At 50.2% G+C, this 14539-nt stretch carries 10 protein-coding genes and 1 tRNA gene; 10 read left to right on the top strand and 1 reads right to left on the bottom strand.

The features are described from left to right. Positions 1 to 6 precede the first annotated feature (6 nt). From mfd to B5F29_RS03245, 8 genes are all read left to right on the top strand, one after another. The gene (mfd, locus tag B5F29_RS03210) at positions 7 to 3366 is read left to right on the top strand and encodes a transcription-repair coupling factor (RefSeq protein ID WP_087153244.1); all 3360 of its coding nucleotides are present in this window, start codon (positions 7 to 9) and stop codon (positions 3364 to 3366) included. A 4-nt stretch (positions 3367 to 3370) separates the two neighbouring features. Then, positions 3371 to 4384 (top strand): SurA N-terminal domain-containing protein, encoded by a 1014-nt coding sequence (locus B5F29_RS03215; RefSeq protein WP_087153245.1) that lies wholly within the window; start codon positions 3371 to 3373, stop codon positions 4382 to 4384. Positions 4385 to 4440: 56 nt separating this feature from the next. Further along, positions 4441 to 5589 (top strand): peptidylprolyl isomerase, encoded by a 1149-nt coding sequence (locus B5F29_RS03220; RefSeq protein ID WP_087153246.1) that lies wholly within the window; start codon positions 4441 to 4443, stop codon positions 5587 to 5589. Then, on the top strand, positions 5543 to 7180 hold the full coding sequence (locus B5F29_RS03225) for a GH25 family lysozyme (RefSeq protein WP_162608353.1): 1638 nt from the start codon (positions 5543 to 5545) through the stop codon (positions 7178 to 7180). The genes B5F29_RS03220 and B5F29_RS03225 overlap by 47 nt, the downstream gene beginning before the upstream one ends. Before the next feature lie 19 nt (positions 7181 to 7199). Next, positions 7200 to 8660: a nicotinate phosphoribosyltransferase gene (locus B5F29_RS03230; RefSeq protein WP_087153248.1), complete on the top strand. Its 1461-nt coding sequence runs from the start codon at positions 7200 to 7202 to the stop codon at positions 8658 to 8660. A 126-nt stretch (positions 8661 to 8786) separates the two neighbouring features. Beyond that, a complete protein-coding gene (spoVT, locus tag B5F29_RS03235) occupies positions 8787 to 9335 on the top strand; it encodes a stage V sporulation protein T (RefSeq protein WP_087153470.1) in 549 nt (182 codons plus the stop codon). A gap of 25 nt (positions 9336 to 9360) precedes the next feature. Next, entirely contained in the window at positions 9361 to 9933 is a 573-nt protein-coding gene (locus tag B5F29_RS03240) for a uracil-DNA glycosylase (RefSeq protein WP_164488370.1), read from the top strand. Between the two features lie 86 nt (positions 9934 to 10019). Continuing rightward, positions 10020 to 10091, top strand: a tRNA-Gln gene (locus tag B5F29_RS03245). A gap of 657 nt (positions 10092 to 10748) precedes the next feature. Here B5F29_RS03245 and B5F29_RS03255 read toward each other — a convergent pair. Beyond that, positions 10749 to 12302 (bottom strand): PucR family transcriptional regulator, encoded by a 1554-nt coding sequence (locus tag B5F29_RS03255; RefSeq protein ID WP_087153250.1) that lies wholly within the window; start codon positions 12300 to 12302, stop codon positions 10749 to 10751. Positions 12303 to 12429: 127 nt separating this feature from the next. On the opposite strand from B5F29_RS03255, the gene B5F29_RS03260 reads away from it, so the two are divergent. Both B5F29_RS03260 and B5F29_RS03265 read left to right on the top strand, forming a co-directional pair. Continuing rightward, positions 12430 to 13698, top strand: coding sequence for a uroporphyrinogen decarboxylase family protein (locus B5F29_RS03260; RefSeq protein WP_087153251.1), 1269 nt, complete (start codon positions 12430 to 12432; stop codon positions 13696 to 13698). Positions 13699 to 13981: 283 nt separating this feature from the next. Further along, a complete protein-coding gene (locus B5F29_RS03265; RefSeq protein WP_087153252.1) occupies positions 13982 to 14185 on the top strand; it encodes a hypothetical protein in 204 nt (67 codons plus the stop codon). Positions 14186 to 14539: the final 354 nt, after the last annotated feature.

Here is a 14539-nt window from a genome sequence, read left to right on the forward strand (position 1 = left end):
CGGAAGATGGATACTTTTTATGAACCGTTGCTGCAGATGGAGACCTTTGTACAGATCAGAGAGAGACTGAAGAAGGATCAGGGTCTCCAGCTGGTTACCGGATGCGTAGACTCTCAAAAAACACATCTGATGTACGGAATGGGACGCGGCTGGCCGGTGAAATTGATTCTTACTTATAATGAGTTAAAGGCGAAGGAAATCTACGAGGAGTATCAGGCCCTGGAAGAGGAGGTCTATTACTATCCTGCAAAAGATTTTCTCTTTTTTCATGCAGATATTCAGGGAAAAGAACTGCTGCGCCAGAGAATATCCGCAGTCAGCAGCCTGTTTTCCGGACCGGAGACTGTGATCATCACTACTCTGGACGGGTGTATGGATCCGCTGCTTCCGCTGGAAAAGTGGAAGCAGCTTACCGTGACCATCAGTGCGGGCAGCGTTCTTGAGATGGACGCCATGAAGACCCGTCTGATCAGGATGGGATATGAACGGACCGGCCAGGTGGAGATGCCGGGACAGTTCGCGGTGCGCGGAGGGATTCTGGACATTTATCCGTTGACGGAAGAGTCTCCCGTTCGGATCGAGCTGTGGGATGATGAAGTGGACTCCATTCGCAGTTTTGATGCGGAAAGTCAGAGGTCCATGGAAAACCTGGACGAGATCACGCTCTATCCGGCGGCGGAAATGGATTCCCGGGAAGATGGGAAGGGCGTCAGCCTGCTGGAGTATATTCGCCAGTTTGATTCTCTGGTGTTTCTGGACGAGGTGAACCGCCTGGCGGAATGCGGGGAGACCGTGGAAAAGGAATATCGCCAGAACTATGAAAACCGGCTGGAAAAGGGACAGATCCGGAAAGACCAGCCGGAAGAGATCATTCCCTATGAACAGGTGCTTCATATGCTGAACCATATGAGAGGCGCGGCGCTGGGCACACTGGAGACGACAGACAAGAGAATGGATTTCTGCGGACGTTTCCGCCTGGATACCCGTTCCATTCAGTCCTACAATAACCATTTTGAACTGCTGGTGAAGGATCTGAAACGCTGGAAACGGGAGAAATACCGGGTAGTGCTGCTCTGCGCTTCCAGGACCAGAGGCCGCCGCCTGGCGGAGGACCTTCTGGCGGAGGAATTAAATGCGTTTTACAGTGAAGATCCCTCCAGGGTGGCGCAGCCCGGGGAGATCATGGTGGTGCACGGAAATGTGTTTCGCGGATATGAATATCCGCTGATCCGTTTCGCGGTCATTTCGGAGACGGATGTCTTCGGCAGGGAGAAAAAGAAAAAACGCAGGAAACAGCGCACCTACGAGGGCCGGAAGATCAGCAGCTTCACGGAACTGTCCGTGGGAGACTATGTGGTACATGAAAATCATGGCCTGGGGATCTACCGGGGAATCGAAAAGATCACGGTAGACAAGACGGTCAAGGATTATATGAAGATTGAATACAGCAAAGGGGCCTGCCTCTACATTCTGGCTACGCAGATGGACGCGATCCAGAAATACAGCAGCGCGGATGGCGAGAAGGTTCCTAAACTGAATACGCTGGGCGGACAGGACTGGAAAAAGACCAAATCAAAGGTAAAAGGCGCCGTCCAGGAAGTGGCGAGGGACCTGGTGGAGCTGTATGCGGCGCGGCAGTCCGAAAAGGGATATGTGTATGGACCGGATACTGTCTGGCAGAAAGAATTTGAAGAATTGTTTCCTTATGAAGAGACGGAGGACCAGGTTAAGGCCATCGCGGATACCAAGAAAGATATGGAGAGCGGGAAAATTATGGACCGCCTGATCTGCGGCGATGTAGGATACGGAAAGACGGAGGTGGCTATCCGGGCCGCTTTCAAGGCCGTACAGGAGAGTAAGCAGGTGGTATATCTGGTGCCGACGACGATCCTCGCCCAGCAGCATTATAATACCTTTGTGCAGCGGATGAAGGAATTCCCCGTCCGGATCGACCTGCTCTGCAGATTCCGCACGCCCGCGCAGCAGAAAAAGACGATTGAAGATCTTAGAAAAGGACTCGTGGATATTGTGATCGGCACTCACCGGGTTCTGTCAAAAGACGTGGAGTATAAGGATCTGGGGCTTCTGATCATCGACGAGGAACAGCGGTTTGGCGTGGCGGATAAAGAAAAAGTGAAGAAGCTGAAGACCAATGTGGATGTGCTGACGCTGAGCGCTACGCCGATTCCCCGGACCCTGCACATGAGTCTGGCGGGGATCCGCGATATGAGCGTGCTGGAAGAGCCGCCCATTGACCGCCTGCCCATCCAGACCTATGTATGTGAATATGACGAGGAGATGGTGCGCGCGGCCATTCACCGGGAACTGGCCAGAGAGGGGCAGGTATATTATGTGTACAACCGGGTGGAATCCATCGCTGATATCGCGCACAGGATCCAGGAACTGGTGCCGGAGGCTGTGGTGGCTTTTGCCCACGGCCAGATGAAGGAGCATGAGCTGGAGAAGATCATGTATGAATTCATCGAAGGAGAAGTAGACGTGCTGGTGGCTACGACGATTATTGAAACCGGTATGGATATCTCCAATGTGAATACGATTATCATTCATGACGCAGACAATATGGGACTCTCGCAGCTCTATCAGCTCCGGGGAAGAGTGGGCCGTTCCAACCGTACCGCGTATGCGTTCCTTTTATATAAGAGAGATAAGATGCTCAAGGAGGTCGCCGAGAAGCGTCTCCATGCGATTCGGGAATATTCCGATCTGGGCAGCGGATTTAAGATCGCCATGCGGGATATGGAGATAAGGGGAGTCGGTACTTTGCTGGGACAGAGGCAGCATGGCCACATGCAGGCGGTAGGTTACAGCCTGTATTGTAAGATGCTGAATGAGGCGGTGCTGCGTATGAAGGGAGACAGCCGGGACGGAACCGATGAATTTGAGACGGTGGCGGATCTTCAGATCGACGCGTTTATACCGGATGCTTATATCCGCAACGAGGCTCTGAAGCTGGACATTTACCGGAGAATTGCGGCTGTGGAGAGTGAAGAGGAACGGGATGACATGCTGGAAGAACTGATCGACCGGTTTGGAGAACCGCCCAAATCCGTATTAAACCTTCTGGAGATAACGGGTCTTCGGGGCAAGGCGCATCGTCTGTACATTAAAGAGGTACAGGGCCGTCCTGACCGCATCGTATTTACCATGTATGAGCGCGCGCGGATCAATCCGGCGAAGATCCCGCAACTGATCGCGTCTATGGACGGAGCCATGACCTTCCGCAAGTCAGAACCTCCGCAGTTTATCTATGAAATGAAAAACAGCCGAAAAAAATATTCCGGTAATCTTCTGGAGGTAACAGGGCAGATTCTGGATGATATGGAGATACTGAAAGAGCAGGAGTAAAATAATGAGAAGAAAGATAATCGCACTTTTGATGGCCGCGCTGTTCCTGACCGGCTGCGGGGCGGGGCGGGAGCAGGAAACCGATGCGGACCAGATTGCCTTTACGGTGAATGGGGAAGACATCAGCCTCAGAGAATGGAATTTTTATGTTCGGATGAACCAGATGCAGTGGGAGAGAGAAGACCTGGACACATATGGGGACGACATGTGGAGCATGGAAGTTGACGACGACGGGACCACGCTGGCGGACAGCCTGAAAGAAGAAGTGATGAATCTGATCTGCAGAACGCATCTGTCCGCGCAGAAGGCGGAAGAATACGGCGTCTCTCTGAGCGGGGAACAGCTGGAGGAAGTGAGGCAGCGGGCAGAGGATTTTATGGGAGCCTACAATGAAGCGCTGCTGGAATATGCGGGGGCGGATGAGGAATTTGTCTACGACCAGCTTGCGCTGACAGAACTCTCCATTCAGGCCGAGGAGGCGGCTGTGGCGGATTATGAGCCGGAACTCTCGGAGGAAGACTATCACCGGGAAGGAATCTGCTATGTGCTTGTATCCACCACGGGCCTCCGGGACGCGGAAGGAAACCTGACTCCGTTCACAGAGGAAGAAGTACAGGAGCGGACAGAACTGGCTTTTGAGATCTGTGAGACAGCCCGGGAGATCGGAGACCTGAAAAGCGCAGCTGAGGAAAAAGGGATGACGCCGGTGGTTTCCAGTATGGGCATGACCAACGAAAACGACGGGCAGGAACCGCTGATGCTGGACGCAGCCAGGATGCTGGGAGTAGGTGAAATATCAGATCCCATTGAGACGGAGGAAGGCTGGTTCGTGGTTCAGCACACGAACGATTTTGACGAGGACGCCAGTGATTACTGGAAAGATTATCTGACGGATCTGGGCAGGCAGGAACGGTTGTCCCAGATCCTGGACGAGTGGATGGAACAGGCTGAAATTACAGTAGATCAGGATGTGATGGACCAGGTAAATGTGAAAATTGTTTTAAAGGAATTGCTTTAGAAAACAAAAGGGATTATAATTAACTACTATGATAATGTTTAGGAGGAATACTTATTATGAAAAGGAAAATAGCGGGACTTTTCGCTCTGCTGCTGACTGTGGCGACAGCAGTCACGGGCTGTTCCGGAAGGATTACTCTGGACGGTACGGCAGAAGCAGCCAGTGTGAATGGAGTATCGATCCCGTTGTCTGAGGTGAATTTTTATCTGAGATATCAGCAGGCCCAGATGCAGAGCATGTATGGAGCTTATTTTGGTGAAGATTTTATGAGCCAGGATCTGATGGGGACGGGAACCCCTTATGGCGAGACGATTCGTGACACTGTGGTGGATACCCTGGAGGAATATTACATTGTGGAGGCCAATGCGGAAGATCTGGGAGTCTCTCTGAGCGAAGAAGAGAAGGCAGCCGCGTCTGAAGCTGCGCAGGCGTTTCTTGCTGCGAACGACAGTGAAACTCTGGAGGCGATGACGGCAGATGAGGCTGCTGTGACACATGTGCTGGAGCTGGCCGCGCTTCAGTCGAAAGTATATCAGACGTTGGCGCAGACTATTGACACAAACGTGCCGGATGAAGATGTGGTACAGAAAAGGATCTCCTATGTAAGAAACGACATTACCGGAACTACAGATGGAGATGGAAATACAACGGAATTGTCGGCGGCGGAACTGGCTGAAAAAGAGATCACTATGAATGAGATTCTGAACGAGGCAAAAGAGAGCGGTGATCTGAGCGCAGCGGCAGAGGCGCATGACCTGACGGCTACGACGGTCACTTATGGCCAGGACAATAATTCTTCCCTTAACGAAGACCTGAAAGCGGCGGCGGACGAGCTGGGAGAAGGAGAATTCTCAGATGTGGTCAAGACGGACAGCGCATATTATGTGATTTATATGGAAAGTCTGTTTGATGAAGAGGCGACCGAGACAGAGAGACAGAATGTGCTGGCTGACAGGGAGCAGGAAGCTTATGATAACTGGCTGAATCCGCTCAGGGAGGCGGCAGAGATTACGGTAAATGACGAAGTGCTGAATACTATTCCTCTGGAGAAAATTTTCAATATGAAGCAGGAGGAGACGAATACAGAGGAAAGTACGGATACAGATACAACAAATACAGAGACGACTGACACAGATACGACGGATGAGGAGACTGCTGATGACGCGGCATCTACCGATGCTGCTGAAGAGACGGAGGCAAAATAAGCAGGTGAGCAGGAACGCGGCGGGCCTGGTATTGCTTTTCGGAACGCTGGCTTCCGTGATTTCCGGCTGCGGTTCGAAAGAAAGCAATACGGAGACGGCGCAGGTCCCATATGAGGAAGAGTATCAGGAAGAAGTTTCTACAGGACAGGAAAGCGGAAACGATACAGAAGTTTCCGCTTTTCATGAAACTGAGGAATATGAGGCAAAAGAAGCGGAGAAAGAGGCTGAGATCTCTTATGAGGTCCGGGACGTGTCGGCAGTGGTACTGACAGAAGATGCGGTGGATTCCGCTCTGGAAGATACATGGTCTCCATCATCCTCTGTTGGAATGCCAAATGATACGGTGGAGTTTGTCGGCTCCTCTGAAGAGGAGATCATGGAAACGGTCTATGAAGAGTCGACGGTAGATGAAAGCGATCCCTCCACCTATCGGATTGTTGAAAGAGAAGAGACAATTCCGGTGACGGTGGAGACTCCTACAGAGTATTCCGACAGCTCCGGCAAGGTAAAGTATTCCCTTCAGGATGGCGTATGGCAGGAGTATTCTTACAGTACCGGAGAAGTCGTGCTGGACAGCGAAGACGAAGAACTGGCCATGCTGCTTCTGAATATGGACGGATCTTACGACGGATATGAACTGGTATCGGTCGTCTGCGACCGTATTGAAGAAGAAGGAAACGCAGCCGGGTACAGCTATCAGGTGCTTTACAGAAAAGCGGAGCCTCTGGAAGGGGAACCCGGAGAAACAGAGCATCTGACTGTAACCGCGTCCGTTCAGACACAGACGGCAGAGACGCGGGTCATACAGGAGAAAGTTCCCGTCATGGTGGAAAAGGAAGTGCCTACCGGGGAATACCGGTATTTTGGATGGCAGAACGAAAACGGACATGCCTGCTATTATGATGAAAATGGCGAGCGGGTGACGGGAGATCAGGTCATAAAAGGGCTTCGATACCGGTTTGACGAGAACGGGTATCTGATCAGCCGTACCGGAGTGGATGTCTCCAGCCGGAACGGCGCTGTAGACTGGGACAAAGTCAGGAACGCGGGGATCGGATTTGCCATGATCCGGGCAGGATACAGGGGCGCGGATAATGGAAGGCTGATACTGGATGCGGAAGCAGAATGTAACCTGTCTGGAGCGGCTGCGGCAGGACTGGACACAGGCGTCTATATTTTCTCCCAGGCAGTTACGGAGCAGGAAGCGATTGAAGAAGCCAGTCTGGCCGTTTCGCTTGCAGGGAAATATGGAACTTCTATGCCGATAGCTCTAAAAGTGGATTATTCCGGGCCGTCTTATACTGGCAGAGCAGACGGACTCAGCCCGGAGGACCGGACAAAGATCGTCCGCGCGTTTTGCACGACGGTCAGAAATGCTGGATATGAACCGATGATATTCGGAGGCGAAAGCTGGATGGTCAACAGCCTGGATCTGTCAGAGACAAATCATGCGCAGGTCTGGCTGGCAGCTGACGGCGCGGATCATTCGTCGTTCGGATCCTTTAGTATCTGGCAGTATACGGCTACGGGGTATGTGAACGGAATTACAGGAAATGCGGGTATAAATATCAGCTGCCCAGCGCAGCAGTAGATAAAAGGAGGATATTCCAATGAGCAGCACAGCACAGAATCTGACATTGCTGACAGATCTTTATGAATTGACCATGATGCAGGGGTATTTCAAAAACCCGGTACAGGAGACCGTGATCTTTGACGCGTTTTACCGGGTAAATCCCTGCGGCAACGGTTACGCGATTGCCGCAGGGCTGGAACAGGTGATTGACTATATTAAAAATCTTCGGTTTTCAGAAGAAGATGTGGAATATCTCGGAAGCCTGGGGATTTTTGAGAAAGATTTTCTGGATTATCTGAAGGATTTCCGTTTCAGCGGAGATATCTATGCAATTCCGGAAGGAACTGTGGTTTTTCCAAGAGAGCCTCTGATAAAAGTGATTGCTCCCATTATGGAAGCGCAGCTGGTAGAAACGGCGATTCTGAATATTATTAATCACCAGAGCCTGATCGCGACCAAGGCGGCAAGAGTGGTGAACGCGGCCCGGGGAGACGGGGTCATGGAATTTGGACTGCGCCGCGCTCAGGGACCGGATGCAGGAACTTACGGCGCGCGTGCGGCGATGATCGGGGGATGTATCGGTACATCTAATGTATTGTGCGGACAGCTGTTCGATGTGCCGGTTCTTGGAACTCATGCCCACAGCTGGATTATGAGTTTTCCGGACGAATATACGGCGTTCAAGACCTATGCGGAACTGTATCCCAATGCCTGCACGCTGCTGGTGGATACCTATGATACTTTGAAATCCGGCGTGCCCAACGCGATCCGTGTATTTAAAGAGATGCGCAGGGCGAAGAAACTGAACGGCCGCTATGGAATACGCCTGGACAGCGGCGACCTGGCTTATCTGTCTAAGGAAGCCCGCAAGATGCTGGACGCTGCGGGATTTAAAAACGCGATCATATCTGCTTCCAGCGATCTGGATGAATATCTGATTGACAGCCTGAAGTCTCAGGGGGCACAGATTACTTCCTGGGGAGTGGGAACCAATCTGATCACCTCCAAGGACTGTCCCGCATTCGGCGGCGTTTACAAGCTGGCGGCAGTCAAGACCGGTGACGGTGATTTTGTGCCCAAGATCAAGCTGTCCGAGAATTCCGAAAAAGTGACGAATCCCGGAAATAAAACGGTGTACCGGATTTATGAGAAGGCCAATGGAAAATTGAAAGCCGATCTGATCAGCCTGGTAGACGACCGCTTTGACGAATCGAAAGACCTGGTGATCTTTGACCCGGTGGAAACCTGGAAGAAGACGCATCTGAAAGGCGGCACCTATACCATGAGAGAACTGATGGTGAAAGTGTTTGACAAGGGCGAGTGTGTCTACGAATCTCCGTCGGTGATGGATATCCGGGAATACTGTTTCCACGAGCAGGAAACGCTCTGGGACGAAACCCGCCGTCTGGTGAATCCGCATGAAGTGTATGTGGATCTTTCTGACCGTCTGTATAAGATTAAAACGGACCTGCTGAACCAGATGCATGCAGGAGAGTAACGGAAAAGGATTTACAATAAGGTATAAATTCCTCTATTTTACAGATAATATGTTTATCTTCCGGATCTGCCAGATTTATGGCGGAGGGTGATAAAGACAGCATGTAGGATGGAGGAATTTTTTGCTATGAAAGCAACGGGAATTGTGCGGCGGATTGACGATCTCGGCAGAGTTGTGGTTCCGAAGGAAATCCGGCGCACTTTAAGAATCAGAGAAGGTGATCCCCTGGAGATCTTTACGGACCGGGAAGGGGAGATTATCCTGAAAAAATATTCTCCGATCGGAGAACTTGGGACTTTTGCGAAGCAGTACGCAGAAAGTATGGCCCAGACTACCGGACATATGGTTTGCGTGACAGACCGTGATATGGTGATCGCGGCAGCGGGCGGAGCGAAAAAAGACTATTTTGGAAAGGCGATCAGTCATGATCTGGAACATCTGATCGAGGAGCGGGAGAGTCTGCAGGCGTCCGCCGGAGACAGGAAATTTATCCAGGTGATTCAGGATGAAATGGAAGGAATCACAGGAGAGACGATCTGTCCGGTGATCAGCGAAGGGGATGTGATCGGCGCAGTACTGATCCTCGCGCGGGACAGCAAAGCCAAAATGGGAGAAGTTGAGATGAAGGTTGCGGCATCTGCGGCAGGATTTCTGGGACGGCAGATGGAGCAGTAAAGTTGCGAAAGAAGAGGGATACATTATGTATACCTGGGAAGAACTGGAACAGTTTGTAAATAACTGCAGAGCCTGTCCGCTCTGCCGAACCAGGAAACATCCGGTGATGGGACGCGGTGATCACAAGGGGAAGCTGATGCTGGTGGCGGAAGCACCGGGAAGTCAGGAAGATCTGGCAGGCATTCCCTTTGTGGGACCGTCCGGAAAAGTGCTAGATGAGCTGCTGGCCGCGGCCGGGATCCGAAGGGGAGATATCTATATTACCAATATTCTGAAATGCCACCCACCGGGAAACCGGGATCCGCTGGATCAGGAAAAAGAGTCCTGTATTCCATATCTGAAGTATGAAACATATCTGCTGAAACCGCAGGCTATCGTATGCCTTGGCAGGGTTGCGGCCCAGAGGCTTATCGATCCGGACTACCGCATCTCGCGGCAGCATGGAACCTGGATCGAGCGGAGAGGATGCTTTCTGACGGCGACCTACCATCCTTCAGCCCTGCTTCGGGACCCTTCCAGGATGGAAGAAGCGAAGAGGGATTTTCAGGGGATTGGAGAAAAACTGCTCCGGCTGGAGAGGGCGGAGACTGGTCGGTAAAAAGAGACGAGAAAAAGTTGAAAAAAATAAAAAAAGTACTTGCATTTTTACGCGGTATCCCGTATAATAACATTCGTTGAACACATAGGGCTATCGCCAAACGGTAAGGCAACGGACTCTGACTCCGTCATTTCAAGGTTCGAATCCTTGTAGCCCTGCTCTATGACCCCGGCGGGATGATCTGCCGGGGATTTTTTGTGCCAGAAAATGTTGATTTTCCAGGCTTTCTTGCACTTTCCTCTGAGAGATGCATTTTGGAGAGGGAAAACTCTCTTTCTTATGATTTCCCGGATTTTCCCGGGTTTTTCATGAAATTTCAGATGGATAGGTCAATTCATAGGTCAATTTGAAATGGCAGAATATGTCGATCCAGTGCTGGAGTGATTGTCAGGAGCTACTGCTTCCCGTGTTATGACCCTTGGGAAAATACATAAAGTAAATCAAAATAAAATGAAGTGAAAACAGTCTGTCCCCAATCGGGCATCACCAGCTGACAGGCATCTCTGGCAAATCGCCAACATTTTCACAGATATCAAAATTTTATATATTGGCGGATGCCGTGGGAAAAGGCAGGAATATGCGTTTGCCGGAGTAGAACCGGATTTTTCTGTATGCCTGTAAAGTTTCAAAGGTTTTGCATTCGCCGGAAAGGAAGAATGGAAGAGTTATATAAGGAGACCTTTGGAAGACCTGAACCTGATGGATGATCTTCTTGCCGAACAGGGGGATGTACCGGAGGACTTGAAGCAGGATCTGGAAGTGCAGGAGTGTGAGAAGGACTTCTATGAGTTCCCGGCGCACAATCATTCCGCTGCTCAATTCCCCTCTTCTTCCAGCAGTTTCAGCGAAATCAGGAGATCCAGTGTGAGATCCGAAGTAAATTCTGTAATTCCTGTCAGATGGGATATCTGCTCCATCCGGCGGCAGAAAGTGGTGCGGTGAATGTACAGCTGATCTGCGGCGTGTGTCATATTCATGCCGCAGTTCAGATATGCTCTCAGAGTAGGGACCAGTTCGGTCCCTTTTTGTATGTCCCGGTCCCGGAGAAGCCGTACAGCCGGATGCAGCAGCTGCTCTGAGGGAAGGTCTTTCGTCATGTTTTCCAGACAGTAGCGCAGCCGGTAATCCTCGAACTGATAGTACCAGAAAGTATCGTTGGAGCGGGACCCCAGGCGCAGAGCCGCCTCTGCTTCCAGAGCCGCGCTGTGGATAAATGAAATGCCGGAAAATACTTCACTGATTCCTGCGCGGCACACATTCTCCCGGATGAACACGGAAAACCGGGAGAAAAAAGAAGCCTGTTCTGTGAGCGACAGATTTATCACCCATAAAACTTTATTTCCCAGAGAGACCGCGCAGGAATCCGGCCATTGCCGTTCCAGTTCCCGGACTAAGAACGGAAGCGTGATCTCCATCTGGGTCTGCCACTCCTCCTGCTGATATGCTTTCAGGACCGCTGCCTGGTACCGGTGGCCCAGCTTCCAGTGATATGGGGAAAGGGCAGTCTGGAGCAAAGCGATGTCTGGTTTTTCATCTGCGTACAGAGATCTGCAGAGCTGGTGAAGGAGATCGTTCTGATGACGGTCCGGAGTCTGCAGGTTGTTCTGGAAATAAAGTTCTATATACCGGGCCAATACCTCGATGAGGTATGCTTCGCCCTGGGAAATATTATCCTGCCCCTTATTCAGGCGGCAGATCAGGCGGGCATAATACTGATCGAAAAGAAAAATATTCCGGCAATAGAGAAGAGACTCTGTATAATGGTTGTAAAAATAAAATCCTTCTTTTTTCAAAGCAGCCTCATGAAAATCTTTGCGCATCAGCAGAGAGTGGGTCAGTTCGGCGGAAAGGCGCCGGATTCCTTCAGCGTGTTCTTCTTTGGTGTTTGCCAGTTCCGTGTGATATTCCGGTGTAGAGAACATGACGTTCATATCCCGGTCGATGAGCGCGTATTCCTGCCGGATGTATGTTTTCCCTTGCGTCAAAATATTCTGGAAAGGCACATGCTGCAGGATACTCTGTGCCAGCCGGTTTTCCCATGCATCCAGTTCCTGCCATTGTTCTGCCAGATATTCGAAGATCTGCTGACTTTCGGCGGCTCCTTTGATATGACAGCAGGGATGTGCTTCCGGCATCCCGGATTTATCCGACAGGTACATGAATACAGAGTCTTTTGTATCGCCGTCTTTCAGATAAAGAGTTTTCTGCCCGTCAGAAATATCCGACAGGATCTGTTCCTCCGAACTCCTTTTAAGATATCGCAGCCTTTGTATCTCCCTGCTCTCTTCATTGTCTGCTCCTGCGGCGGTATGCAGATGACAGCCCTGCCGCTGCAGCAGATAGAGGAGCACTGCAAATGTCATTTTCATAGGTATATCCTCCTGCTACAAATTGTAGCGTGTCCTCCCGCAAAAATCAACAGGCGGCGTCTGGGAAAAGCCCCTGCCATGCCATATAATTCAATTATCAAGATTATTTTAAGGAGGAGGATAATATATGGGTGAACAGACAGTTTTGACGCCGGAACAGAAGGCGTACAATCAGAGAGTACAGCGTGTGGAGACTGCGATCGCGCTGAAAGAACCGGACCGGGTTCCGGTGGTCCCGTTTATCGCGTCCTACGCGCAGCGGGCTTATGGTTCCTGTTATGCGGATCTCTACTATAATTATGAGAAAGCGGGCGATGCCGCCGTACAGTTTTACAAGGATCATCCGCAGATGGATGTGAGCATGTTCTCGGGATTTACCAGCGGGCGCGCCAATGAACTGGCAGGCTCCCAGATGATTGACTGGCCGGGCCGACCCGGCACGATGGTCTCTCCTTACAGCTCTCATCAGGTGATCGAGCGTGAGTTCATGTCCCCGGAAGAATACCCGGAGATGCTGGGAGATTTTACCGGTTTCATGATCCGCAAGTATATTCCCAGGGCGTATAAAAATCTCACCGGTACGTCCGATATACGCCTGGATCCGGCCATCGTCCTGAGCACCAGCCTGCTGAAGCCGCTCTATACCCCTCAGGCGAGGGAAACATTCCGACTGCTGGGGCAGATCGGAGAGGAGGACGCCAAGGCTGCGGAGATGACCGCACAATATCAGGCAAAGATTGCGGCAATGGGATTTCCCCCTATGATGACCGGACGCTGTGAGGCGCCGTATGATATTCTGGGCGATTATTTCCGGGGGACCATGGGAATCTTTGAAGATCTGCTGGACGAGGAGACCCAGGATTATGTGGAGCAGGCGTGCTGGATGTTCGCAGATCAGCAGATTCAGGCCCTGCAGTATTTCCGGAACGCGAGTCTGCCGGTAAGACGCGTGTTCTTCCCGCTGCACAAAGCTATGGACGGATTTATGAGTGCGGCTCAGTTTGAACGCTTTTATTGGAAACCGCTGAAAAAGATTATGATGGCGCTGATCGATATGGATGTTACGCCTTACATCTATACGGAGGGGCCGTACAATACCAGACTGGAACAGCTGACGGATGTGCCGAAGGGCAAAGTGCTGTATCATTTTGAGACGGTGGATATGAAAGAAGCAAAACGGATCCTGGGCGATACAGCCTGCATCTGCGGAAACCTGTCCGTTACGGAGCTGGAATTCGGGAAGAAGGAGACGGTTGTGGAAGAGACTAAACGTCTGCTGGATATCTGCGCGCCCGGCGGAGGGTATCTGTTTGACCTGAATGGAAGTCTGGAGAACTGCAAACCTGAGAATCTGGAAGCCATGTTTGAAACGCTGGACAAATACGGGAAATATTGATCTTTCCGGCATATTGCGCCCCGGACTAATGCCCGGGGCGTATTTGTGCGGTTGATAAACATGACAGATAAAAATAAAGATAAAATAAAAAAAAGAAATAATAATATTTTTTTAAAAATATTTTCAGAAAACTATTGACAAAGAAGAAGAGATGTTGTAATATAAAATCACAAAATCAAAGAGATTCACCAATCTCTGGATGATGGAGGAAGGTCCAATGGGAAGGTAATCAGAATCCACCAGAAGGATTTCAGGATGTAAGAATCAGACGACATGGAAGTACATGGAGAAAGAGGAACGCATCAGATGCCCCGGAAGTGGAAGGCAGGAAGAATCAGGAAAATATTTTATATTTTTAAATCTGTTTCTGCTGAACATAGAGGGAAAAGAAGATCTCGTAAATGAAAAAATCATACGTGAGAAGATATCAAGGATTGAATATTATCTGAGAAGAAATTCGACGAAGGCAGACGCATCGGAGAGATGAACCTGAGATGATGATAAAAAAATCCGGTGGAAGAAGATCAGATATGAGAAAGTCATGAGAAGAGAAAAAGTGTAATGATTACGGAAAACAAGGGGACTGGAATCCAAATACTATCTTGAAAGGGGATTTCAAAGGTGAAACTCCAGATTGACAGGTAAAGGGCCATTCGAGAAGATTACAGTATCGAATGGCTCTTTCCTTCATAAAAACAACAATGATACGACAGAAAAAAATAGATAAAATACAAAAAAGAAAAATAATAAATATTTTTTGAAAAAAATTTCAGAAAACTATTGACAAAGAAGAAGAGATGTTGTAATATAAAATCACAAAATCAAAAGAGATTCACCAATC

This window comes from Lachnoclostridium sp. An196, assembly GCF_002160135.1.
In the GTDB taxonomy this organism is placed as follows: domain Bacteria; phylum Bacillota; class Clostridia; order Lachnospirales; family Lachnospiraceae; genus Hominiventricola; species Hominiventricola avistercoris.

Coding starts and splice junctions, on each gene's coding strand:
- B5F29_RS03225 (WP_162608353.1), top strand. CDS start 5,543: ATGACGCGGCATCTACCGATGCTGCTGAAGAGACGGAGGCAAAATAAG.
- B5F29_RS03240 (WP_164488370.1), top strand. CDS start 9,361: ATGTATACCTGGGAAGAACTGGAACAGTTTGTAAATAACTGCAGAGCC.
- B5F29_RS03260 (WP_087153251.1), top strand. CDS start 12,430: ATGGGTGAACAGACAGTTTTGACGCCGGAACAGAAGGCGTACAATCAG.
- B5F29_RS03230 (WP_087153248.1), top strand. CDS start 7,200: ATGAGCAGCACAGCACAGAATCTGACATTGCTGACAGATCTTTATGAA.
- spoVT (WP_087153470.1), top strand. CDS start 8,787: ATGAAAGCAACGGGAATTGTGCGGCGGATTGACGATCTCGGCAGAGTT.
- B5F29_RS03255 (WP_087153250.1), bottom strand. CDS start 12,302: ATGAAAATGACATTTGCAGTGCTCCTCTATCTGCTGCAGCGGCAGGGC.
- mfd (WP_087153244.1), top strand. CDS start 7: ATGGATACTTTTTATGAACCGTTGCTGCAGATGGAGACCTTTGTACAG.
- B5F29_RS03265 (WP_087153252.1), top strand. CDS start 13,982: ATGGAGAAAGAGGAACGCATCAGATGCCCCGGAAGTGGAAGGCAGGAA.
- B5F29_RS03215 (WP_087153245.1), top strand. CDS start 3,371: ATGAGAAGAAAGATAATCGCACTTTTGATGGCCGCGCTGTTCCTGACC.
- B5F29_RS03220 (WP_087153246.1), top strand. CDS start 4,441: ATGAAAAGGAAAATAGCGGGACTTTTCGCTCTGCTGCTGACTGTGGCG.